The 22,993-nt window shown below is 65.1% G+C and carries 24 protein-coding genes; 10 read left to right on the top strand and 14 right to left on the bottom strand.

The annotated features are described in order from the left end of the window. Positions 1-31: 31 nt before the first annotated feature. Together tuf and B9Y97_RS09930 are read right to left on the bottom strand one after the other, a co-directional pair. On the bottom strand, positions 32-1,207 hold the full coding sequence (tuf, locus tag B9Y97_RS09935; RefSeq protein ID WP_085526585.1) for an elongation factor Tu: 1,176 nt from the start codon (positions 1,205-1,207) through the stop codon (positions 32-34). A 108-nt stretch (positions 1,208-1,315) separates the two neighbouring features. Further along, positions 1,316-1,951, bottom strand: coding sequence for a hypothetical protein (locus tag B9Y97_RS09930; RefSeq protein ID WP_139828273.1), 636 nt, complete (start codon positions 1,949-1,951; stop codon positions 1,316-1,318). Positions 1,952-2,086: 135 nt separating this feature from the next. Here B9Y97_RS09930 and B9Y97_RS09925 point away from each other — a divergent pair, with 135 nt between their 5' ends. After that, positions 2,087-3,565 carry a cytochrome P450 gene (locus tag B9Y97_RS09925; RefSeq protein ID WP_254900892.1) on the top strand — a complete coding sequence of 493 codons (1,479 nt, stop codon included), beginning with the start codon at positions 2,087-2,089 and terminating at the stop codon, positions 3,563-3,565. 7 nt (positions 3,566-3,572) lie between these two features. On the opposite strand, the gene B9Y97_RS09920 is transcribed toward B9Y97_RS09925, so the two are convergent. Genes B9Y97_RS09920 through B9Y97_RS09910 form a run of 3 tightly spaced genes read right to left on the bottom strand, consistent with a single transcriptional unit; the run spans position 3,573 to position 8,281 of the window. After that, on the bottom strand, positions 3,573-4,745 hold the full coding sequence (locus B9Y97_RS09920) for a M48 family metallopeptidase (RefSeq protein WP_085526582.1): 1,173 nt from the start codon (positions 4,743-4,745) through the stop codon (positions 3,573-3,575). Further along, positions 4,742-5,935, bottom strand: coding sequence for a DUF898 family protein (locus B9Y97_RS09915; RefSeq protein ID WP_254900891.1), 1,194 nt, complete (start codon positions 5,933-5,935; stop codon positions 4,742-4,744). Before B9Y97_RS09915 ends, B9Y97_RS09920 begins: the two co-directional genes overlap by 4 nt. Positions 5,936-5,944: 9 nt before the next feature. Further along, positions 5,945-8,281: a DNA topoisomerase IV subunit A gene (locus B9Y97_RS09910; RefSeq protein ID WP_085528202.1), complete on the bottom strand. Its 2,337-nt coding sequence runs from the start codon at positions 8,279-8,281 to the stop codon at positions 5,945-5,947. A gap of 129 nt (positions 8,282-8,410) precedes the next feature. On the opposite strand from B9Y97_RS09910, the gene B9Y97_RS09905 reads away from it, so the two are divergent. From B9Y97_RS09905 to B9Y97_RS09880, 6 genes are all read left to right on the top strand, one after another. After that, entirely contained in the window at positions 8,411-8,977 is a 567-nt protein-coding gene (locus B9Y97_RS09905) for an SH3 domain-containing protein (RefSeq protein WP_085526581.1), read from the top strand. A gap of 54 nt (positions 8,978-9,031) precedes the next feature. Then, positions 9,032-9,865 (top strand): SDR family NAD(P)-dependent oxidoreductase, encoded by an 834-nt coding sequence (locus B9Y97_RS09900; protein ID WP_085526580.1) that lies wholly within the window; start codon positions 9,032-9,034, stop codon positions 9,863-9,865. 69 nt (positions 9,866-9,934) lie between these two features. Then, positions 9,935-10,138 (top strand): twin transmembrane helix small protein, encoded by a 204-nt coding sequence (locus B9Y97_RS09895; RefSeq protein ID WP_085526579.1) that lies wholly within the window; start codon positions 9,935-9,937, stop codon positions 10,136-10,138. A 3-nt stretch (positions 10,139-10,141) separates the two neighbouring features. Continuing rightward, a complete protein-coding gene (locus tag B9Y97_RS09890) occupies positions 10,142-10,714 on the top strand; it encodes a cob(I)yrinic acid a,c-diamide adenosyltransferase (protein ID WP_085526578.1) in 573 nt (190 codons plus the stop codon). Positions 10,715-10,949: 235 nt separating this feature from the next. Further along, entirely contained in the window at positions 10,950-11,708 is a 759-nt protein-coding gene (locus B9Y97_RS09885; protein ID WP_085526577.1) for an electron transfer flavoprotein subunit beta/FixA family protein, read from the top strand. After that, positions 11,708-12,628 (top strand): electron transfer flavoprotein subunit alpha/FixB family protein, encoded by a 921-nt coding sequence (locus tag B9Y97_RS09880; RefSeq protein WP_085526576.1) that lies wholly within the window; start codon positions 11,708-11,710, stop codon positions 12,626-12,628. The genes B9Y97_RS09885 and B9Y97_RS09880 overlap by 1 nt, the downstream gene beginning before the upstream one ends. A 63-nt stretch (positions 12,629-12,691) precedes the next feature. On the opposite strand, the gene B9Y97_RS09875 is transcribed toward B9Y97_RS09880, so the two are convergent. Next, entirely contained in the window at positions 12,692-13,519 is an 828-nt protein-coding gene (locus B9Y97_RS09875) for a DUF6473 family protein (RefSeq protein WP_085526575.1), read from the bottom strand. Between the two features lie 187 nt (positions 13,520-13,706). Here B9Y97_RS09875 and B9Y97_RS09870 point away from each other — a divergent pair, with 187 nt between their 5' ends. After that, positions 13,707-14,582: a 3-hydroxybutyryl-CoA dehydrogenase gene (locus tag B9Y97_RS09870; RefSeq protein WP_085526574.1), complete on the top strand. Its 876-nt coding sequence runs from the start codon at positions 13,707-13,709 to the stop codon at positions 14,580-14,582. Between the two features lie 2 nt (positions 14,583-14,584). Here B9Y97_RS09870 and B9Y97_RS09865 read toward each other — a convergent pair whose 3' ends face one another. From B9Y97_RS09865 to B9Y97_RS09830, 8 genes are all read right to left on the bottom strand, one after another. Further along, on the bottom strand, positions 14,585-15,220 hold the full coding sequence (locus tag B9Y97_RS09865; RefSeq protein ID WP_085526573.1) for a nucleoside/nucleotide kinase family protein: 636 nt from the start codon (positions 15,218-15,220) through the stop codon (positions 14,585-14,587). 96 nt (positions 15,221-15,316) lie between these two features. Continuing rightward, positions 15,317-16,156, bottom strand: coding sequence for a lysophospholipid acyltransferase family protein (locus B9Y97_RS09860; protein WP_254900890.1), 840 nt, complete (start codon positions 16,154-16,156; stop codon positions 15,317-15,319). A gap of 23 nt (positions 16,157-16,179) precedes the next feature. Then, positions 16,180-16,458: an HPr family phosphocarrier protein gene (locus B9Y97_RS09855; RefSeq protein ID WP_085526571.1), complete on the bottom strand. Its 279-nt coding sequence runs from the start codon at positions 16,456-16,458 to the stop codon at positions 16,180-16,182. Positions 16,459-16,467: 9 nt separating this feature from the next. Further along, positions 16,468-16,860 (bottom strand): PTS sugar transporter subunit IIA, encoded by a 393-nt coding sequence (locus tag B9Y97_RS09850; protein WP_085526570.1) that lies wholly within the window; start codon positions 16,858-16,860, stop codon positions 16,468-16,470. After that, positions 16,857-17,792 carry an RNase adapter RapZ gene (gene rapZ / locus B9Y97_RS09845; protein WP_254900889.1) on the bottom strand — a complete coding sequence of 312 codons (936 nt, stop codon included), beginning with the start codon at positions 17,790-17,792 and terminating at the stop codon, positions 16,857-16,859. The genes B9Y97_RS09850 and rapZ overlap by 4 nt, the downstream gene beginning before the upstream one ends. A 1-nt stretch (position 17,793) precedes the next feature. After that, positions 17,794-18,240 carry an HPr kinase/phosphorylase gene (locus B9Y97_RS09840; RefSeq protein WP_176224339.1) on the bottom strand — a complete coding sequence of 149 codons (447 nt, stop codon included), beginning with the start codon at positions 18,238-18,240 and terminating at the stop codon, positions 17,794-17,796. Further along, positions 18,237-19,943 (bottom strand): sensor histidine kinase, encoded by a 1,707-nt coding sequence (locus B9Y97_RS09835; RefSeq protein WP_254900888.1) that lies wholly within the window; start codon positions 19,941-19,943, stop codon positions 18,237-18,239. The genes B9Y97_RS09840 and B9Y97_RS09835 overlap by 4 nt, the downstream gene beginning before the upstream one ends. A 36-nt stretch (positions 19,944-19,979) precedes the next feature. After that, complete coding sequence (locus B9Y97_RS09830) at positions 19,980-20,681, bottom strand: response regulator transcription factor (RefSeq protein ID WP_085526567.1); 702 nt, start codon at positions 20,679-20,681, stop codon at positions 19,980-19,982. A gap of 344 nt (positions 20,682-21,025) precedes the next feature. Between B9Y97_RS09830 and B9Y97_RS09825 the strand changes: the two genes are divergently transcribed. After that, on the top strand, positions 21,026-22,624 hold the full coding sequence (locus B9Y97_RS09825; protein WP_085526566.1) for a phosphoenolpyruvate carboxykinase: 1,599 nt from the start codon (positions 21,026-21,028) through the stop codon (positions 22,622-22,624). 99 nt (positions 22,625-22,723) lie between these two features. After that, positions 22,724-22,993: a c-type cytochrome gene (locus B9Y97_RS09820; RefSeq protein WP_085526565.1), complete on the top strand. Its 270-nt coding sequence runs from the start codon at positions 22,724-22,726 to the stop codon at positions 22,991-22,993.

Below are 22,993 nucleotides of genomic sequence, written 5' to 3'. Positions count from 1 at the left end.
CGGCCCTTGCAAACCTGTTCGCGCCTCGGGTTTACACGAGGATTTTCGACACGACGCCGGATCCGACGGTGCGGCCGCCTTCGCGGATGGCGAAGCGCAGGCCTTCTTCCATCGCGATCGGGGCGATCAGCTCGACGGTGAACTTCAGGTTGTCGCCCGGCATCACCATCTCGGTGCCCGAGGGAAGCTCGACCGTGCCGGTCACGTCCGTCGTGCGGAAGTAGAACTGCGGGCGGTAGTTGGCGAAGAACGGCGTGTGGCGGCCGCCTTCCTCCTTGGTCAGGATGTAGACCTCGCACTCGAACTTCGTGTGCGGCGTCACCGAACCCGGCTTGCACAGAACCTGGCCACGCTCGACCGCGTCACGGTCGATGCCGCGCAGAAGAACGCCCACGTTGTCGCCCGCCTCGCCGCGATCCAGCAGCTTGCGGAACATCTCGACACCCGTGCAGGTCGTCTTCTTGGTGTCGCGGATGCCGATGATCTCGAGCTCGTCGCCCACGTTCACAACACCACGCTCAACCCGGCCGGTCACAACCGTGCCACGGCCCGAGATCGAGAACACGTCCTCGATCGGCAGCAGGAACGGCTGGTCGACCGCCCGCTGCGGCGTCGGGATCGACGCGTCAACCGCCGCCATCAGCTCGCGGATCGAGTTCTCGCCGATCTCCGGATCGCGGCCCTCGAGCGCCGCCAGCGCCGAGCCCTTGATCACCGGAATGTCGTCGCCGGGGAAATCGTACTCGGTCAGAAGCTCGCGGATCTCCATCTCGACAAGCTCGAGAAGCTCCTCGTCATCCACCTGGTCGACCTTGTTCATGTAGACAACCAGCGCAGGCACGCCAACCTGGCGCGCAAGCAGGATGTGCTCGCGGGTCTGCGGCATCGGGCCATCGGCCGCCGAAACCACGATGATCCCGCCGTCCATCTGCGCGGCGCCCGTGATCATGTTCTTCACGTAGTCCGCGTGGCCGGGGCAGTCGACGTGCGCGTAGTGACGGTTCTCGGTCTGGTACTCGACATGCGCCGTCGAGATCGTGATCCCGCGCGCCTTCTCCTCCGGTGCACCGTCAATCTGGTCGTAATCGCGAAACTCGCCGAAATACTTCGTGATCGCCGCCGTCAGCGTCGTCTTGCCGTGGTCAACGTGTCCAATCGTCCCGACGTTCACGTGCGGTTTGGAGCGTTCAAACTTTTCCTTAGCCATTGGCCATGCGCCTCGTCATTGGGGGGTTCCGCGCGAACCCGGTTCGTATTCGCGCGCTCGTTACTTTGTCGGGCAGGGAAAATCAAGCGGATGTTGGCCGCCCGGGCATCAGCCCTGAGCCTCTTGCCCGGCCACCGGTTTGAGCGGCTGCACCGGACGCCCGGGCGAGGTGGTTTCGGGGTCCATCAGGGAGGGATCGCCGAACCATTCCTCGTTCTCGAGCATCCACAGGTGAACCTGCTTGGCGAGGTTGCGCGCAAGGCTGCGGGCCTGTTCCTCGGCGGTGCGGGTGAGGCCGGAGCCGATCAGCGCATCGCCGCCTTCCTCGAACACGGTGAAGCGCTTGGGTTCATCGGTGATCGGCTCGCCGCCGTCACTGTCGCGGAACAGGTAGACATCGGCCATCAGGATCGACTTCGGCGCGGCGACCACCGGGATACCCGGGGGCGCGAGGATGTAGCCGAGGATTGCCGTGGAGATGTGGTAGTATTCGTCACCGTCATAGCGGCTGAACCGGGTGTTCATCTCGTCGCGCACGACATCGACCCAGACGTCGTTCTCGATTTTGCGCGAGATCTGGAGGATCTCGACGTCCTCGGACACGACCGCCACGTTGTGGCCGAGCAGGAACCGCCCCATCGGTTCGGGGGTGTCCTCAAGGTCGTTGACGGCGCAGGCCGAGAGCAGGCCCGCGGCAAGCACGAGGGCGGTGCCCCTGGCCACGAGTGTTTTGAGAGGGGTCATGTTCATGGCTCCTTGCCGCGAATCCGGTGCGTGTCTCTGGATACCGTGTGCAGCCACGTCTTGCAAACGCCACTCGCCTTGGCCGCGACGGTTTGACGGTTGCCCGCCGGGGCGCCAGCGCATAGCCTGCGCGCCATGAGTGACACACCCCAAGCCGAGGGCAAGTGCCCTGTCACCGGTGCCCGCGCGGCACCAGCGGGCACCGTCGCATCGCGGGGCGCAGATCCGGCAGACGGCAACCCGGAAATGCTGCCGCCTTCCGTCAAACTGCTTGCGAAGCGGGAAGGCCTTCTCAGCCTTGCCCGCAGGTCGCGGCGCAACATCCTTGAGGTGATCCCCGAGGTTTCGCTGACGCGCCGGATCATCTCGGGCCGCCTGCTGCGGCGGTTTCACATCGTCACCGACCCGGAGGCGAACCGCGCGATCTTCAAGACCAGGATCGAGAACTATCCAAAATCACCCGAAGCCAAGGGCATTCTCCAGAAGGCTTTGCGCCACGGGCTTTTCGTGCTCGATGGCGACGAATGGCGCTGGCAGCGCCGGGCGCTCAATCCCGCCTTCGCACCGCGCAATATCAAGCGACTTGGCGCGCTGATGTCGCGCGTAGCCGAAGAAGGCGCGCTGCGACTGCAGTCGAAAGACCGCGCGGTCAACATTTCGGACGAGATGATGCGCACCGCCTTCGATGTGATCGTGCGCGTGACCTTCGCCGGCGGCAACGGGCAATCGGCGGTGCCGGTTGACGTGGTGAACGACGCCATCGAGCACTACCTCGACAACACCGGGCGGGTTTCCATCCTCGATTATCTCGGCTTGCCGACCTGGATTCCGCGCCCCGGCAGGGTGCGCACCCACCCCACGCTCAAGGCGCTGAAGGCGGGGGCCGACGCCGCGATCGCGGACCGCCGCAAGCACCCCAACCTCGAAGATCCCGCACTGATGGACCTTCTCCTCGACGCGGAAGACCCGGAAACCGGGCGCAAGATGACCGACGAGGAATTGCGCGACAACCTGATCACCTTCCTGATCGCCGGTCACGAAACCACCGCGTTGACGCTCACCTGGGCGCTCTACCTGCTCGCCCAGGCACCCGAAAAGCAAGAAAGGGCGTCGCAAGAAGCCCGACTGGTTCTGGGCGCGCGCACGGCGACGGTCGATGATCTTTCGCAGCTTGGCTATATTCGGCAGGTTCTCCAGGAGGCCATGCGGCTCTACCCGCCGATTCCAATGCACCTGCGCACGGCGCAGGGCACCGATACGCTCTGCGAGCACGCGGTGAAAAAGGGCGACACGGTGATCGTTCCCTATTACACGCTGCATCGCCACCGCAGCCACTGGCAAGACCCGGACCGCTTCATGCCCGAGCGGTTTGACGACATGTCGAAGATCGACCGGTTCGCCTATGTGCCGTTTTCGGTCGGGCCGCGGGTATGTATCGGGGCGGAATTCGCGATGCAGGAATCGATCATCATTCTTGCCACTTTGCTTGCGCGCTTCCGGTTCTCCCCCATTGCGGGCAAACAGCCGATCCCCAAGCTGATCCTGACCTTGCGTCCCAACGAGGATATCTGGCTGAACGTCGAAGCGATCGCCACCGAGGCCGCCGAAGCCTGAGGCGCGTCTATTGGCGCCCCACGCGGCCGGCAGCGCCTTGTTCGCTGGCGCTGTTCGGCCCGCAAATGCTGCGAAGGTCGCGCCACTCGCTGGCGGAGAGGGCCGGCACGGCGGCACCACCGGCAGCCTCGGCACGCGCCTGTGCCTCCAGCGCCGCGTCAACGCGCTCGACCATGCGTGGATGGGTCGAAAAATGCGCGGCCCAGCCCGCCTCGTCGCCATGTTCGGCCCTGAGGCGCTCGAAAAACGTGCCAAGCGCGGCGGGCGGCAAACCGGCTTCGGTCAGCACCGCATGGGCGTAGTCGTCAGCACCGATCTCGGCGGCCTGGCTGTATTTGGCGTTGATGAGCTGGTTGGCGAGCAGGAGCATCACGGTTCCACCCGCGAAATCGCCGAAGATCAGCCCGAGCACACCGATAGACCCGGCGAGACGCAGGGCATCGCGGGTCGGGTCGCGGTTGACGACGTGGCCGATTTCATGGGCGAGGATCGCCGCCACCTCCTCGGGGTTCTCCGCCGCCTCGATCAGCCCCCGAAACAGGATCACCCGCCCGCCGGGCAGCGCGAAAGCGTTGACCAGATCGTGGTCGAGCACCGCCACCGTGACCGGGTAGGGCAGGTCTGGGCCAACGTCGAGCCGGGCCTCCATTTTCGTCAACGCCGCCAGCCCTTCCGGGGTTTCGCAGAGCTCGACGGGCAGGAAATCGGCATCGCCGAGTGCGGTGCGGACCTGCTCGAAGGTAGCATCGCCCAGCGCCCTTTCCCCGGCAGGCGGCAACAGCAGGGCGAGCTGGTTGGCCATGACCGGGACCAGGACGAAGATGATCAGCGAGACCGAAGCGATCGCACCGGCCGCCCAGGCCGCGATCTTTCCCTTGTTTTCCACCGGCGGGCGGCGGCGCAGCGCCGGGGCGTTCAACCGGATCAGCCGGGCGATCTCGCCGGTGCCGACGTGCAGGCGGTGAAGCATATCCCCTGCCGGGGCCAGCACGAGCCCGGCGCTGTCGGCCTGATCCGGCACCTCGCGCAATTCGTCGGCCATCCAGTCGAACGCGGTCCCATCGGGCAGGGCGATGGTGAGCCGGTCGGGGGAGAGACGCAGGGCAACGCGGTGCACCACGGCGCTTTCGCCATCGACGTAGTCGGCAAAGGCTTCGAGCACCGCCCCTGCCCCGGTCATATCCCGTCACCCAGCGGCAGGGCATCGGCAAAGCCCTCTGCCTCGGCGAACTCGTCGCGCGGGCGCTGGCGGATCGCGTTCAGCGCATCGGGATTCACAATCTCGGTGGACTCGGCCAGGTGGCGGGCGACCGGCATGGTGATGAACACCTCGCGCAGCACGCCCCAGAACAGGAAGGCCGCGAAATAGGCCGTGAGACCGGCCATCGTGGCAACCCAGGCGGGCAAGGCGGCAAGGCTGGCCAGATCGTCAAAACCCTGGGCGATGAGTTCGGGATCGAACACCGAAAGCAGGATGCCGATGCCCATGCCAAGGGCGAAAAGCAGGGCGATCAGCAGCCCCGCGATCGCCAGCCCGCCGAGCAGGTAGATCGCCACGATCCGGCCGCCGCGCGGGCGGCAGCGAAAACCCGCCTCGCCCAGCCGTTTACCCTCGGTCAACCGCTTGAAACTCTCCGCCTTCCAATGCGCCAGCCCGAGCGGTGCCCAAGCCGCGCCCATCGCGGTGGCGACGAACCAGATCGGTTGCTCCAGCAGGGCGGCGGCGGCACTGCCCGCGCCGATCAGGGCGGCAGCGATGTAGACGTGTTTCATCGCCCCCATCAGGCTCCAGCGCCCGCCGGTCTGCTCGAACCGCTGATCGCCATACCACGTCCGGTCGGTGCGGTATTTCTCCAGCTCGAAGGTTTTCACCGGCCAGAGGATCCCCGCCGAGAGAATGGTGACGATCCACCAGAGCGAGGCGCGCCAGACATAGCCCTTCACCCCCGGTTCCAGCCCGAAACGGATGCCGCGCCAGCGGGTGCGGGCGAGAATGTAGCGCCGGGCGCGATACTGGGCGAAGAAGATCATCGGCACGAGACCGAGAAAGCTCAGCAGATAGGCCGGCGCATCGCCCCCGAACAACGAGAACGACAGGAACATCAGGATGAGGTTGACGAGGCCGATGTAGAAGGCAAGCACCACCACGGCGGTGAGAAACCCGGTCAGCATCTCGGTCGGGCGGCCGGTGAATTCCAGCGGCTGGCCGCCGGGGCGGATTGCCGACCAGTAATAGCGGCGCATCCGGGTTTTCATCCAGAACCGGTAGAAGCCCAGCGTAAGAACCGTGAGCACGCCGGTTTTCAGCGCAAGGCGGAACATCGGGGTGCCGCGACCGGCGTAATCGGTGGTGAGATCACGCAGCGCCACCGCCCCGCCCTAGCCGGTGAACCGGTTGTCGCGCGGGAAGCCGTGCGGTGGCAGTTTGCCCACCGAGGCCCGCTTGCCCAGCCACGGGCTCATGTCGACCTCGGTGCGGGTGCGGTCACCCCCCGCCGCCCAGGACAGGCCCTTGCCGATCTCGAAGGTAGTGAGATCGGAAAGCCCGCCGTCAAGCTCCAGCACGCCCTGCTTGCCGCGCGCGGCGTTGTACTTTTGCAGCCGCACGCCCTTGCCCCGGCCCATCTCGGGCAGCTCCTCCAGCGGGAAGACGAGGAGCTTGCGGTTTTCGCTCACCACCGCGACGTGATCGCCCGCCACCGGCCTGCACACCTTCGCCACGCTCTCGCCGACGTTCAGCACCTGCTTGCCCGCCCGGGTTTGCGCCATCACGTCATCGGCGTTGACCACGAAACCGTTGCCCTCGGCGGAGGCCACGATCAGCCGCGCACCGGGCCGGTGCACGAACATCTCGACGATCTCGGCCTCGTTGGGCAGATCAACCATCAGTCTGAGCGGCTCGCCCATGCCGCGCCCGCCGGGCAGGTTGGCGGCCGAAAGGGTGTAGAACCGGCCGTTGCCGGCGAAGATGAGGATCTTGTCGGTGGTTTCGGCATGGAAGGCAAAGCGCGGGCCGTCACCGTCCTTGAACTTGAAGTCACGCGCAAGATCGACGTGGCCCGACATCGCCCTGATCCAGCCCATGCGGGAGCAGACCACGGTGACCGGCTCGCGCTCGATCATCGCTTCCAGCGGCACGTCTTCCACCATGCCCGCCTCGGCAAAGGTGGTGCGCCGTGTGCCGCCTTCGTAATCCTTGCCGAAGAGTTTTTTCGCGTCCTTGAGTTGCTCCGCGATCCGCGCCCATTGCAGCGCCTCGCTGTCGAGCAGGTCTTCCAGCCCGGCGCGCTCTTCCATCAGCGCATCTCGTTCGCGGACAAGCTCGATCTCTTCCAGCCGCCGCAGGCTGCGCAGCCGCATGTTGAGGATCGCGTCGACCTGAAGTTCGCTCAGCTCGCCGTCGCCCGGTGGCGGGCTGACGTAATCGGCCTCGTTCGTCGCTCGCACATGGTCTTTCGACCAGTCCTCGCGCATCAGCGCGGGTTTCGGCTCGTCATCGTAGCGGATGATGTCGATCACCCGGTCGAGGTTGAGGAAGGCAACGATGAAACCTTCGAGCACTTCCAGCCGGTGGTCGATCTTCTCCATCCGGTGCTCGGAACGGCGGATCAGAACCTCGCGGCGGAAATCGAGGAAGGCGCGCAGCACCTCCTTCATCGAGCAGACCTTCGGCGTGACCCCGTCGATCAGCACGTTCATGTTGAGGCTGAAACGCACCTCCAGATCGGAATTGCGGAACATCAGGCCCATCAGGACCTCGGCATCCACGTTCTTGCTGCGCGGCTCCAGAACAAGGCGCACATCGTCGGCGCTCTCGTCGCGCACGTCGGCGAGGATCGGCACCTTGCGGGTCTGGATCAACTCGGCAATCCGCTCGATGAGCTTGGATTTCTGAACCTGGTAGGGGATTTCGGTGACGACGATCTGCCACTGGCCACGGCCCAGATCCTCGACTTCCCAGCGCGCCCGCAGCCGGAAACCGCCGCGCCCGGTGCGATAGGCCTCGGCGATGGTTTCGCGTGGCTCGACAATCACGCCGCCGGTGGGAAAATCCGGTCCGGGAACGTAGTTGAGCAGGGTCTCGTCGCGGGCGTCGGGTGTCTTGATCAGGTGCAGGCAGGCATCGACCAGTTCGGCGATGTTGTGCGGCGGGATGTTGGTGGCCATGCCCACCGCGATCCCCGACGAACCGTTGGCGAGCAGGTTGGGGAAGGTGGCGGGCAGCACCACGGGTTCGCTCAGGGTGCCGTCGTAGTTCGGCCGGAAATCCACCGCGTTTTCGGCCAGCCCGTCGAGCATGGCTTCGGCCACGGCGGTCAGCCGGGCCTCGGTGTAACGGCTGGCGGCGGGGTTGTCGCCGTCGATATTGCCGAAATTGCCCTGGCCATCGACGAGCGGGTAGCGCACGGCGAAATCCTGCGCCAGCCGCGCCATAGCGTCGTAGATCGCCGCGTCGCCGTGCGGGTGGTAATTGCCCATCACGTCGCCGGAAATCTTCGCCGACTTGCGGAAACCGCCGGTGGAGCTGAGCTTCAGTTCGCGCATCGCGTAGAGGATGCGGCGATGCACCGGCTTCAGCCCGTCGCGCGCATCGGGCAGCGCGCGGTGCATGATGGTGGAGAGCGCATAGGTGAGGTAGCGGTCGCCGATCGCGCGGCGCAGCGGTTCGGCCACTTCGAGCGGCGGCTTGTTCGGATCGTCGATCAGATCGCTCATGGGGCCTGAATAGCGCCGCGATTCGCCCCCCGCAAGCACCGCGGCAGGGTTGCGGAAAATCCACGCCGGCTTTCCCGCCACGCGGCTTGGCGGTAGCATGCGAGACCGTGCCGGGGTATTGGGATAGTCATGGGTATCATTCGGCTGACATTGCTGACCTCGGTGCTGATCTGGCTGGCGCTGATGTATTTCGGGCGCGACGAGGGCTTGCCCGAGCGCGTGATCGGGCGCGAACCGACGGCCCCCGTTGCAACGCCGGACCCCACGACAGAACCGGCCCCGACCGCCGACACCGCGCCCGAATCGGAACCGGAGCCGGACGCCGCCGTTGTTGACGAGTCTCCCGATCCCTTCACGCCTGAGCCGGGCAGCGCGTTGGCAGACGCCATTGGTGCTGCGATCGAAGAGGCGACCCCGGAGCCCGACCCTGCGCCGGAGCCGGAACCCACGCCGGAGCCTGTGCCCGACCCCGCGCCGGAACCCGAACCGGAGCGCGACCAGGTGCTCTACGTCACCGGCACCACCGTCAACGTCCGCTCGGGGCCTTCCACCGTCTATGACGCGATCACCTCGCTCCAAGGCGGCGCGGCGGTGGTCGATCTCGGCAACGCGGGCGAAGGCTGGCGGATGATCCGGCTTGAGACCGGCGAAACCGGCTACATGTCGGGCGATTTCCTTTCGCCGGACGCGCCCTGAGCATTGCCGCCGGGGGCGCATCGCCCTAGCCTGCCGGCGAACCGCGAGGCAGGCATGACCCAGAAATCCCTCCTCATCACCGGGTGTTCTTCCGGTATTGGCTACGATGCCGCCAAAGGCATGGCGGCGCGTGGCTGGCGGGTGTTCGCGACCTGCCGCAAACTGGAGGATTGCGTGCGTCTCGAAGCCGAGGGGCTGGAGAGCTTCGTGCTCGATCACACCGACCCCGCAACGATCCGCGCCGCCCTTGCCGAGGCCAAAGGCCGCACCGGCGGCACGCTCGACGCGATCTTCGCCAACGGGGCCTTCGGCCTGCCCGGCGCTCTGGAAGACCTGTCGACCGATGCGCTCAGGGAGATTTTCGAGACGAATTTCTTCGGCGTGCACGAGCTGGTGCGCCAGACCGTGCCGATCATGCGGGCGCAGGGGCACGGTCGCATCGCGCTCAATTCGTCGGTGCTCGGCTTCACGACGATACGATGGCGCGGTGCCTATGTGTCGACCAAGTTCGCCCTCGAAGGCTACGGCGATACCCTGCGCCTCGAGATGGCCGACGCGAACATCCAGACCATCCTTATCGAACCCGGGCCGATCACCTCGAAGATCCGCGCCAAGTCGCGCCCGCATTTCGAGGCCTGGGTGGATTGGCGCGGCTCGCCGCGGCGCGCGCAATACGAGGCCAGCCTGCTCAAACGGCTCTACTCCGACAGCGACAAACCCGACCGGTTCGAGCTGCCCCCCTCGGCGGTGACACGCAAGCTCGCCCATGCGCTTGAAAGCCGCCGTCCACGCCCGCGCTACTGGGTGACCACGCCAACCTACGCGGCGGGCATCCTCAAGCGCCTGCTGCCCACCCGGCTGGCCGACCGTATCCTCGCGCGGAGTTGACCCGCGGCCCTCGCCAAGCCAGTTCAAAACCGCTATCGAGGGCCGAACGCGATCAGGGAGCCACCCGCCATGCTCAAAGACCCGCTTTTTCTCGTCGTCGCCGTAGCCGTCGCCACGGTGGCGATCATCCTGCTCACCGGCATTGGCGGTTTTGCGCGCGGTGGCGATTTCAACAAGAAACACGCCAACCGGGTGATGCGCTGGCGGATCTATGCCCAGGCGGTGGCGATCGTGCTCATCTTGCTGTTTGTCTGGATACGTCGGGGAGGCTGACCCATGGTCGTGCTCAACAAGATCTACACGCGCACCGGAGATGCCGGTGAAACCGCGCTCTCCAACGGCACGCGGGTACCGAAACACGCTTTGCGGGTCGCGGCCTATGGCACGGTGGACGAAACCAACGCCACCATCGGGCTGGCCCGGCTTCATGCAACAGGCGAGATCGATGCGCGGCTGGCGCTGATCCAGAACGACCTGTTCGATCTCGGGGCCGATCTTTCGCGGCCCGATCCCGAGCGCGACGACGAAGCCGAATACACTCCGCTGCGGATCGTGCAATCGCAGGTCGACCGGCTCGAGGCGGAGATCGACGAGATGAACGCCGGGCTGGAGCCGCTGCGCAGTTTCATCCTCCCGGGCGGCTCTGCGCTTTCGGCCTACCTGCACCTCACCCGAACGATCTCGCGCCGGGCCGAACGGCTGGCGGTGGAGCTTGCCGGGCAGGAGAGCGTGAACCCCGCCGCGATCCGCTATCTCAACCGGCTGTCGGACTGGTGTTTCGTCGCCGCGCGGGTGGCCAACGCGGGTGGCGCGGACGACGTTCTCTGGGTGCCGGGCGCAAACCGGTAGCGTCACGCGGGGGGCAAGGCCCCTACCGGCAACTTGGCCTGCGGTTTGGAAATCCGGTCGCCGATCTGGCCGAGTTGCTACCGCTAACGTCGCCGCCGCGCCAAAAAAACGCGGCGTTCCGGCGCAATTTTCTGTCGCTTTGGCATTGTTCCCGGGCGGAATGTGCCGCTAAACATCGGCCAGACTCACCGCCCGCCACCAATCGGGCAGGCAAACCCAAGGGAGAAACGCAGCCATGAAGGTGCTTGTGCCTGTGAAGCGCGTGATCGACTACAACGTGAAGGTCCGCGTGAAGGCGGACGGTTCCGGGGTCGATCTTGCCAACGTGAAGATGTCGATGAACCCCTTCGACGAGATCGCCGTCGAGGAGGCCATCCGTCTCAAGGAGGCCGGAAAGGTCGAGGAAATCGTGCTGGTGTCGATCGGTGTGAAGCAGGCGCAGGAAACGATCCGCACCGGGCTCGCGATGGGGGCCGACCGGGGTGTTCTGGTGGTTGCCGCCGAGGACGTGCAGCAGGATATCGAGCCGCTGGCCGTCGCAAAGATCCTTGCGAAAGTGGTCGAGGAAGAGCAGCCCGGCCTGGTGATCATGGGCAAGCAGGCGATCGACAACGACATGAACGCCACCGGCCAGATGCTCGCCGCGCTGATGGGCTGGAGCCAGGCCACCTTTGCCTCGGACCTCGACGTGGACGGCGACAGCGCCGTTGTGACGCGCGAAGTCGATGGCGGTTTGCAGACGATCAAGGTGAACCTTCCGGCTGTCGTGACTGCCGATCTGCGCCTCAACGAGCCGCGGTATGCCTCGCTGCCCAACATCATGAAGGCCAAGAAGAAGCCGATCGACGAGAAAACGCCGGGCGATTACGGCGTTGATGTCGCCCCGCGCCTCGAAGTGGTGAAGACCGCCGAACCGCCGGTGCGCAAGGCTGGCGAGATCGTGGGCTCGGTGGATGAGCTTGTGACCAAACTCAAAGATGCGGGGGTGATCTGATGGGTGTTCTTCTACTTGCCGAAGTTGCCGGAGGGGCGCTGCACATCGACGCCACCGCCAAGGCCGTGACCGCCGCGAAGGCGATGGGCGAGGTGACCGTGCTGGTCACCGGCCCGGCCGCCGCCGCCGAAGCCGCCGCCAAGCTAGACGGTGTTGCGAAAGTGCTGGTGGCGGAAGATGCCGCCTATGCCAACATGCTGGCCGAGCCGGTGGCCGACCTGATCGTGTCGCTCGCGGGCGATTACAGCCACATCGTCGCCGCCGCCACAGCGGATGCAAAGAACATCCTGCCGCGCGTCGCCGCCCTGCTCGACGTGATGGTGATCTCCGACATCTCCGCCGTCGTCGATGCCGAGACCTTCGAGCGCCCGATCTATGCCGGCAACGCGATCCAGACGGTGAAATCGCACGATGCCACCAAGGTGATCACCGTGCGCACCTCGACCTTCGAGGCCGCCGGCGAGGGTGGCAGCGCGCCCATCGAGGCGATCGCGGGCACCGGCGACAAGGGGCTCAGCGCCTGGGTCGAAGACAAGGTGGCCGAGAGCGACAGGCCGGAGCTGACCTCCGCAGGTATCGTCGTCTCCGGCGGGCGCGGCGTGGGCTCGGAAGCCGATTTCGCCCTGATCGAGAAACTGGCCGACAAGCTCGGTGCCGCCGTTGGCGCGTCGCGCGCGGCGGTCGATTCCGGCTTCGCACCGAACGACTGGCAGGTTGGCCAGACCGGCAAGGTCGTTGCCCCGGCGCTCTACGTGGCGGTCGGGATTTCCGGTGCGATCCAGCACCTCGCGGGGATGAAGGATTCCAAGGTCATCGTCGCGATCAACAAGGACGAGGAAGCGCCGATCTTCCAGGTTGCCGATTACGGTCTGGTCGCCGACCTCTTCGAGGCGGTGCCGGAACTGGTCGAAAAACTCTGATCCAGCGCGGATCACGGCGAAAGGCCCGCCCCTAGGGCGGGCCTTTTTCGGTTGTCGCCGTGCTCACATCAGCCTGGCGAGGACCGGCTGCAAGGCGGCGGCGGCTTTTTCGTGCGCCACGGTGCCCAGCATTTCGCGCGCGGCGGGCGCATCGAGATCGCTGAACAGTAGCCCCTCCCCCCCGGCCGCGATCTCGTCGGGCGATACCACCACCTCGACCACACCGGACGCATAGGCCGCGACCTGTTGCAGCATCGGCCGATCGACGAACAAGGGATCGCCCCCGTCGGCGGTGCTGGTGACGCAATCATCCGGTGCATGGTCCGAGATCCACAGCAGCACCACGTCCGATTCAATCCGCGAGACCAGTGTTTTCATGCGCGCCGTCCAGGCCTCCTTCAACTCCTGCTCCACCATCACGAAACGCTCGGCGCTTTCCTTCTTGAGCGCAGTGAGCAGATGCCGCGTGAAGTTGAACTCGGTGAAGTCAATGTCGCGATACACCGTCTTGAGCAGGGTCGAGGCGCGCAGGAAACGGTCGTTCCGGCGCGGATGCACGGCATAGAACCGGTTCGACATGTTCTGCGCCCCGCCGATCTGGATCACGGTAACCTTGGCGCGGGAACAGGCATCGCGGATCGTTGGATCATGCGAAAACACGTCGATCCCGGCATTGGTTATGCCGAAGTTGACCACCTTGCGGCCAAGCAGTTCCTCGGCCAGCGCCGGAAACGGCCTTTCAACGAATTTGCCGTAAGTCTCGCTGCCACCGAGCACGGCGACGTAATCGCCTTCGAGCTTGCGTTTCGGCCCCCGGAACAGCAGCTTTGACTTGCCGTAGCGACACGGAAAATAGTCGAGGGCATTGCTGCCCAGCTCTTCATAGGTCATTCCACCCACTCCATTTTTCACCCGGAAGCGAGATTCGCAGGAAACCCTTGCGAAATGGCTAAAGCGCGAATTGGCATGGGTTCGGTCACCCTCCCGCAACCAAACAGCCCCCACCCCGGGGCGCCTTTCGCTTGCACGTGGCGGCGCCGCGCGCCTATGGTCGCCGCGAAACCTCTGGGAGCGAAAGATGGCGATTGAAACGGTCGGTGTGGTCGGAGCGGGGCAAATGGGCAACGGGATTGCCCACGTGATGGCGCTGGCGGGCTATGACGTTCTGCTCAACGATGTCGACCAGGATGCGATCGACCGCGCGCTCGAAACCGTCGAGAAGAATCTTGACCGGCAGGTGACGCGCGAGAAGATCACCGCGGCCGAGCGCGACGCGGCCCTTTCCCGCATCAAGCCGACGTTGCGACTCGCCGACCTCGGCCAGACCGACCTGGTGATCGAGGCCGCGACCGAGCGCGAGAGCGTCAAGCAGGCGATCTTCGACGAGTTGCTGCCGCATCTCAAGCCGGAGACGATCCTGACCTCCAACACCTCGTCGATCTCGATCACCCGGCTCGCCTCGCGCACCGACCGGCCGGAGAAGTTCATGGGGTTCCACTTCATGAACCCGGTGCCGGTGATGCAGCTTGTCGAGCTCATCCGCGGAATCGCCACCGATCAGGCCACCTACAAGGCCTGCCTCGAAGTGGTGAACAAGCTGGGCAAGACCGCCGCGCCGGCCGAGGATTTCCCCGCCTTCATCGTCAACCGCATCCTGATGCCGATGATCAACGAGGCGGTTTACACGCTTTACGAGGGTGTCGGCTCGGTCAAATCCATCGACGAGTCGATGAAGCTCGGTGCCAATCACCCGATGGGTCCGCTCGAACTGGCCGACTTCATCGGCCTCGACACCTGCCTTGCGATCATGAACGTGCTGCACGACGGGCTTGCCGATACCAAGTATCGCCCCTGCCCGCTGCTCACGAAATACGTCGAAGCCGGCTGGCTCGGCCGCAAGACCGGCCGTGGCTTCTACGATTATCGCGGCGACGAGCCGGTGCCGACGCGCTAGGCTCAGGCATCGGTGCCGATCACCAGGTCGGCACCGACCGAATGGCTCACCACATAGCGAGCATTCGGGATGTCATTGCCCAGGGCCTTCGCCCGCGCCTTGTCGGAACTGAAGCCGTGATCGCGCCAGCGCTGAACGAGCCGCGTTTCGAGAACCGTTTCGGGCACCGAGAGAAACACCCTGTAGTCAAACAGATCCGCCAGCCTGTTCCACGGTGCCTCGTCAATGAGCAGGTAGTTGCCCTCGACGATCACGACACGGCAGGCCGGAGCGATCTCGCGCGCCGATCCGCGCGACAGGTCGAGCCCACGGTCGAATACCGGCGCGAACATCGGTTCATCCGCCGCTCTTGCCCGCGCCAGATCGCGCGCGAACGCGGCAACATCGAAGGTGTGCGGCGCGCCTTTTCGACTGCGCCAACCGCGGGCGTCGAGGATCGCGTTGTCGAGATGGTAGCCATCCATCGGCAAGATTTCCGCGACCCCCTTCTCGCGCGCATTGAGCGCGTCGCGGGTGGCCTCGGACAGGGTGGATTTGCCGCTGCCGGGCGCACCGGCGATCGCAACGATCAGCCGTCGATCCGGATCGCGGATGCTATCAAGCGCCGCGACGATCGTGGAAACAGGCGCGGGGTTCACGGCTGTGGTCTCCCTTTCATGTCTTGACCCTTACGGACGCTATGGAAATCACGTGCAAGGGGATGCGTCGATGCCAGCGGCGCAAGGCGGCGCTCATCAATCCTCGAGCGACAGCGTGTGCTGCCGCAGCCAGCCGATGAACCCGCGCGGGTCGTTGGCGAGCGGAGCCATCTCCTCCGGCGTCAACGGCGCGCCGATCACCGGGCCGTGCGGCTGGTTGCAGACATGCACGACCTCGTGCAGCAGGAGCGATTGGCGCAGCGTCGGCGAGAGCCTGTTGGCGACCTGATACCAGCGCGAGTTGCGCCCCTGGAAATGGATCGGCACCACGGTCGCACCGGAGCGGCGTATCATCTGGGCCGTGAAGACATTCCATTCGGCTTCAACCACCGGCCCGAACGCGGTCTTGGAACTGGCGACGACACCGGACGGGAAAATACAGATCAAGCCACCGGCCTTGAGCCGTGCCATCGCCGCCGCACGCATCTCGACGCTCTTGCTCTGCGCGTCCTTGTCGTGCGGGAACGGCACCGGGATCAGGAAGGACGAGGCCACCGCATCAAGCCCGGTCAGGACCTCACGTGTCAGGATCTGGAAGTCGTCGCGCACGCGGGCAATCAGCTCTGCCATGATCATGCCATCGACCAGCCCGTGAGGGTGGTTGGCCACGACCACCACCGGGCCGGTCTTCGGGATCCGCTCGAACTGCTCCGGCGGCGTGGTGATCTCGATCCCCATCACGTCGAGCGCGACGCGCCAGAAGTCGCGGCCCTCGGCCCCGCCCCGGCGCTCGAACTCGCGCACCATCCGGATGATCGGAATCTTGCCGGTCAGCCACTCGATCGCCCGGATCGTCGTGGCCTGAAAACCGTTCTCGAAGCTGTTGGCATAGGTCAGGTTGCGCTTGCTGTACTTTTTCAGCGTCGGTCCCGTCATGCCCCTGAGCATCACCCCAGGCCTCAGGATTCTTCGCCGAACTTGTCGGCCACCAATGCTTCAAGCGCATCCATGAGTCTCGCGGCATCATGCCCCGACGTTTCCACGTCGATCGTGCTGCCGGAGGCCGCAGCAAGCATCAGCAAGCCCATGATCGAATCGCCATCGCTATCCATTCCGTCCCTCGAAACCCGGGCTGTTGCGTCATGCGCTTCCACCAACTCGACGAACTTGGCAGAGGCGCGCGCATGCAACCCCTTGTCGTTGACGATGTGCAACCGGCGGCTCACCGTTTCGGTCATAGGTTTCTCCTAGATCGTTGGTCCGTCGATGCTGTCGATATACTTGCGGCCGGCGGCCAGCGCCGCCTTCGTCGCCTCGTCGACCCCGATGTGGCGCATCTTCGCCAGTTTCACCAGCATCGGAAGGTTGGCACCGTAAAGAATGCGTCGGTCGGATTTGGCGCAGGCAGGCAGGGAAAGGTTGGAGGGCGACGAGCCGAACATGTCGACCACCACGATCACCCCGTCGCCGGTATCGACGTTTTCGGCCGCCTCGGCGATCTCCGCAGCCTTGCGCGGCCGGTCGTAGTCGGCAGCTATGGCGATCGCGCGCACCTGGTCTTGCGGGCCGACCACGTGTTCGAGAGCGGCGAGATATTCTGCCGCTAGCCCGCCATGGGCGACGATCACGATCCCGATCACGCGCTGCTCCCCCCGATCTTGTCGTTCCCCGCCGTTTCCGCGGGGGCCCCGAGTTCTCGGTGCCTAATTGACACCCGCCAGCCCTCCGCCGCAAGGGCCTTGGCGACGGTTTCGGTGAGTGCGACCGAGCGGTGCCGCCCGCCGGTGCAGCCAAAGCCGACGGCGAGATGAGCCTTGCCCTCGGCGGCATAAGCCGGGAGCAGAAAACGCAACAGATCGGTGACCCGGGCAAGGAATTCTTCGTAGCGCGGATCTTCGGCCACATGGGCGGCAACCCTGTCGTCAAGCCCGGTCAGCGGCCTGAGATCGGGCTGCCAATGCGGGTTTTGCAGGAACCGCACGTCGAGCACCAGATCGAGCCCGCGCGGCACGCCGCGCTTGTAGGAAAAGCTCTGCACCGACACCGACAGCGCCTCGCCTTCTTCCATCCCGAGCCAATGCTGGATCTCGGATTTCAACTCGTGCACCGAGAGATCGGACGTGTCGATCAGCACGTCGGCGCGGGCCCGGATCGGCGCGAGCAACTCGATTTCGCGCTCGATCCCCTGGATCGTGCTGTCGTCGCCGGCCATCGGGTGGCGCCGCCGGGTTTCCGAGTAGCGCCGGGCCAGCACCCCGGCGCGGCAATCGAGAAACAGCAATTCGACATCGAGGCGCGGATCGGCAACCAGCGCATCGACCGCCTCGGCGAGGGTGTCGGCGGAGAAATCGCGGGTCCGCACGTCAATGCCCAGCGCCAGCGGATGGTCGAGCGGCCCGCCGGCGATCAAACGCGGGATCAGGCCGAGCGGCAGATTGTCGATCGCTTCGTAGCCAAAATCCTCAAGCGCCCGGATCGCGGTGGTGCGCCCGGCACCGGATGCGCCGGTCACCAGCACCACGTGATGCGCATCGCGGCGCATCGCCGGATCGCGTTTCGCTCGTGTTGCCATTTCACCCGTCACGCCAGAACCCGCCTTTCGCAAGGGCAAGTATGGCACCCGGGAAATGCGGGGCGTCAAGCCTGCGGATGCGCGTGATCACGGCCCCGAGAACGATTTCGGTCGCAGGGTCGGGCAGGCGCGCGGCGTTCGTCTCACCCATGTCGACGACGAGCCGCAGCGGAACGGCCGGGCGGAACGGCGCACAGATCAGGCCCACACCCCGCGCCTCGATCACCCCCGCAAGGCGTTCGGGTGCCAGCGCCCAGGGCCATCCCTCGCGCAACTCGATGGTGGTGCGGTCGTCGGCCACAAGGTCGGCACCGTGGGCCATCAGAACGAGCGCGAGTCCAGACTTGCCGCTGCCGGAGGGACCGGTGAGCATCACGCCCGCGCCGTCGATGGCGACGGTGGTGGCATGGCGAGTTTCGCGCGAGGGGCTGTCTGCGCCGGAGATCACACCGGCAAGCCCACGACGAAACGCGCGCCGAGGGGTTCGGAGGTGATGTCGGCGTCGGTCGGGCGGATGTTCTCGGCCCAGATCACGCCGCCATGGGCCTCGACGATCTGTTTCGAGATCGCGAGACCAAGCCCGGAGTTGTTGCCGAACTGGTTTTCCGGCCGCTGGCTGTAGAAACGGTTGAAGATCTTGGTCAGCGCTTCTTCCGGGATGCCGGGGCCGGTATCTTCCACCACCACCAGCACGCGATTCTCGCGCTGGCGGGCCCAGACCCGGATCGCGTCGCCCTCATCGCAGAACGAGATCGCGTTGGTGATCAGGTTGACGAAGACCTGCGCAAGCCGCGCCTCCAGCCCATTGATCCGGATCGCTTCGGCGGGCAGGTCGGTGATGAAATCGACGCCTTTTTGATGCGCCTCGTTGCCGAGGTATTCGGCGAGGTTGCGCAGCATGTGCAAGAGGTCGAATGGTTCTTCCTCTTCCTTGACCAACTCGCTGTCGAGCCGGGAGGCGTTGGAAATGTCGCTCACCAGCCGGTCGAGTCGGCGCACGTCGTGTTCGATCACGTCGAGCAGCTTGTCGTGCTGTTCTTCCTTCTTGACGAAGCGCAGCGACCCGATCGCCGAGCGCAGGGAGGCGAGCGGGTTCTTGATCTCGTGCGCCACGTCGGCGGCGAATTGTTCGTTGGCGTCGATCCGGTCGTAGAGTGCGGCCACCATGCCGCGCAGCGCCTTGGAAAGCCGCCCGATCTCGTCGGGCCGGGCGGAGAGATCGGGGATACGCACCCGGCCCGGGTTGACCTTGCGCGAATTGCGGTCGCGCCCGATTTCGGCGGCGGCGGCGAGATCGGCGAGCGGGTTGGCGATGGTGGAGGCCAGCAGCAGGCTCAAGCCGATGGAGACGAGAATCGCAAGCACGAAGACCTGCAGGATCTGTTCCCGCTCGGACCGGACCAACGCGTCGATGATGCTGCCCTCGCTCACGACCGCGAGCGCCCCGACCACCTCGCCACCAACCAGAACCGGCGTGGTCACGAAGAAGGTATCGGTGCCCTGCCGGTCATGGCTGGAGGCAATGCGGGTGCGCCCGGCGAGCGCATCACCGATCAGCGCGCGGGCCTCACGCTCGGCATCGAGCGGTTCCTTCGCACCGTCGCCGGTACTGGCGAGGAAGCCGGCGAGAGCGCCCCAAGCGCGGCTCAGCCCGTCGCTGATGATGGTGGTCCCCAATTCCCGCTCGATCCCGACAACCGGGAGGGCTGGAGCTTGCGGACCGCCAATGGTGCTGCCGATCGACGCCCCGTCGCGGTCGAAGACGATGACCTCGCCGGCATTGCGCAGGTTGAGCAGCGGCAGGACCTCGTTCACCCGCGCAGCCGTCAGCCCTTCGCCGGGCGCGGCCCCGAGCTGGCTCGCTTCGAACACGTCGGCGACGAGTTCCGCCGAGGTCACGAGATTGCGCTCGCGCTGGAACATGAGGCTTTCGCGAAACGGGTTGAGGTAGAGCACCCCCGCCACCAGAACCACGAGCCCGAGGATATTGAAGATGATGATCTTGCGCGCCAGTGGCGACCGGTTGGTGGTGATCCAGCCGCGCCGCTTGCGACCTTCGCGCAATTCGGCATCGACCGAAGTCTGGGGCGAAACCCAGTCTTCGCCCAACAGCACTTCGGTATTGCCTGCCGTTGCCTTCGTGTCGCGCACCACTGTTACCCCTCGGCGCGGCTTTCGCCGCCGTGCCTATTCCTCGTTGTAGCGGTAGCCGATGCCATAGAGCGTCTCGATCGCGGAAAACTCGTCATCCGCCGTCCGCATCTTCTTGCGCAGCCGCTTGATGTGGCTGTCGATGGTGCGGTCGTCGACATAAACCTGATCGTCATAGGCCACGTCCATCAGCTGGTCGCGGCTTTTCACGAAGCCCGGACGCTGTGCAAGGGCCTGCAGCAGCAGGAACTCGGTGACCGTGAGCGAAACGTCCTTGCCCTTCCAGCTCACCGCGTGGCGCAGCGGGTCCATCGTGAGGTTGCCGCGCACCATCACCTTGTTTTCCTCGGTGTCGGGCATGGCGACGCCCTCGATCGCATCCTGCCGGCGCAGGAGCGCGCGGATGCGCTCGACCAGAAGGCGCTGGCTGAACGGCTTCTTGACGTAGTCGTCTGCCCCCATCCGCAGGCCCAGCACCTCGTCGATCTCGTCGTCCTTCGAGGTCAGGAAGATGACCGGCATGTTGGTTTTCTGCCGCACGCGCTGGAGCAGGTCCATCCCGTCCATCCGCGGCATCTTGATATCGAACACGGCCATATCGGGCAGGCGCTTGTTGAATGCATCAAGCGCAGCCTGCCCGTCATTGTAGGTTTCGACCTCGAAGCCCTCGGCCTCGAGCGTCATGGAGACCGACGTCAGGATGTTCCTGTCGTCATCGACCAATGCAATCCTCGACATGGGAGGTATCCTCTACTGCTCGTTTTTTACCCGTTTTGAGCCATTAGAATCCGGTTTTGGCCACGGAATCAATATGCAACGGCGAATCGAACCTGCGTGTGAGTCAATTACGCACCACAAGTGGCAAAAAAATGGCTAAGATGTTCGCGGATGCGAAACATGATTGCGCAAACAAGGGAGGGCTAGCGCTAACGACCATGACTTCGCCTGTTCCTTTGCAAAAACCGCGTGTTATAGCGGCCATGCGGCGGCCGCTGCAGCGCGGCCCGGCATAGCGCGGGATGGCCCCTTGCGCACCTCAGGCAACATCGACCCCCGGCCCTGGCCGGAAACAGGAGCACAAGATGAGCACAGGACGGGTGAACCCGGCACAACGACTGGAAGACCAAGGTATCAGCGGCCTCGGCAATGTTTTCTACAACCTGATCGAGCCGCAGTTGATGGAACAAGCCATTCAACGCGGCGAGGGGCACATCGGCAAGGGCGGCGCGATCATGGTTTCGACCGGCTCGCACACCGGCCGTTCACCGAAGGACAAGTTCGTGGTGCGCACGCCGGATGTGGAAGACACGATCTGGTGGGACAACAACAAACCGATGGATCCGGCCGCCTTCGACCTGCTCTATGCCGACATGCTCGACCACATGAAGGGCCGCGACTATTTCGTCGAGGATCTCTACGGCGGTGCCGATCCGGCGCACCGGCTCGACGTTCGGATGGTAACCGAGCTGGCCTGGCACGCGCTGTTCATCCGCCACATGCTGCGCCGCCCCGAGCGCGACGAGCTTGACGGTTTCACACCCGAATTCACCGTCATCAACAGCCCCAGCTTCAGGGCCGATCCGGCCCGTCACGGTTGCCGCTCCGAAACCGTGATCGCGCTCAACTTCTCGAAAAAGCTGATCCTGATCGGCGGCTCGGAATATGCCGGTGAAAACAAGAAATCCGTGTTCACGCTTCTGAACTACATTCTCCCCGGCAAGGGCGTGATGGCGATGCATTGCTCGGCCAACCACGCGCCGAACAACCCGGTCGATACCGCCGTGTTCTTCGGTCTTTCCGGCACCGGCAAGACGACGCTCTCGGCCGATCCGAGCCGGGTGCTGATCGGAGACGACGAGCACGGCTGGTCGGAGAAGGGCACCTTCAACTTCGAGGGCGGTTGCTACGCCAAGACGATCAACCTTTCGCCGGTGGCCGAACCCGAGATCTACGCCACCACCTCGATGTTCTCGACCGTTGTCGAAAACATGGTCTGGGACGAAGACACGCTTGATCTCGATTTCGCCGATGACAGCCTGACCCCCAACATGCGCTGCGCCTACCCGCTGTCGTATATTTCCAATGCGTCCGAAACGGCACTGGGGGGGCATCCCAAGAACATCATCATGCTGACTTCGGATGCCTTCGGGGTCATGCCGCCGATCGCGCGGCTGACACCGGCGCAGGCGATGTATCACTTCCTGTCAGGCTTCACCTCGAAGGTGGCGGGCACCGAGCGCGGCGTGGTTCATCCGGAACCCACGTTCTCGACCTGTTTCGGCGCACCGTTCATGCCGCGCCGCCCGGAGGTTTACGGAAACCTGTTGCGCGACAAGATCGCCAAGCACGGCGCGACCTGCTGGCTGGTCAATACCGGCTGGACCGGCGGGCCCTACGGCGAAGGCGAGCGGATGCCGATCAAGGAAACCCGCCGCCTTCTCGCCGCCGCGCTCGACGGCTCGCTCTCGGATGCCGAGTTCCGCAAGGATTCCAACTTCGGCTTCGATGTGCCGCTGCATGTGCCCGACGTGCCCGAGGTGCTGCTCGATCCGCGCCGCACCTGGAACGACCATGCCGCCTACGATGCGCAGGCCGCCAAGCTGGTCGAGATGTTCGCCGAGAATTTCAAGCAATACGTCGATTTCGTGGATGACGACGTGAAGGCGGTCATGCTGGGCTGAGCCGCCCGGACTGAAAAAACGGCGCCCCGGCCCGCCAGCCGGGGCGTTTTCTTTTCTGTTGTCACCGGGTTTTCACGGGATCCTGCCATCCTCGGCGGCATGAGAACTGCCCTTGCCGCCTGCCTTTGCGCCCTGATCCCGACTGTTTGCGCAGCCGACGATGCCATGATTGCCGCCGGCGCTGCGCTGTTCGACGAGCTTTGCGTCGAGTGCCACGGTGCCGAAGCAACCGAGGGCGAGTCGGGCGATATTCGCGGATTGCCGGCTTCGACGGTTTCCAACGCCACGCAAGGTTTCGAGATGATGCCAGCCTTCGATCTCAATCCCGAGGAGATCAGGGCGATCACCGCCTGGCTCGCACAGATCTGA

The organism is Maritimibacter sp. HL-12 (genome assembly GCF_900177545.1).
Taxonomy (GTDB): Bacteria; Pseudomonadota; Alphaproteobacteria; order Rhodobacterales; family Rhodobacteraceae; genus Sinisalibacter.
This window is presented reverse-complemented; position numbering and strand designations above follow the sequence as displayed.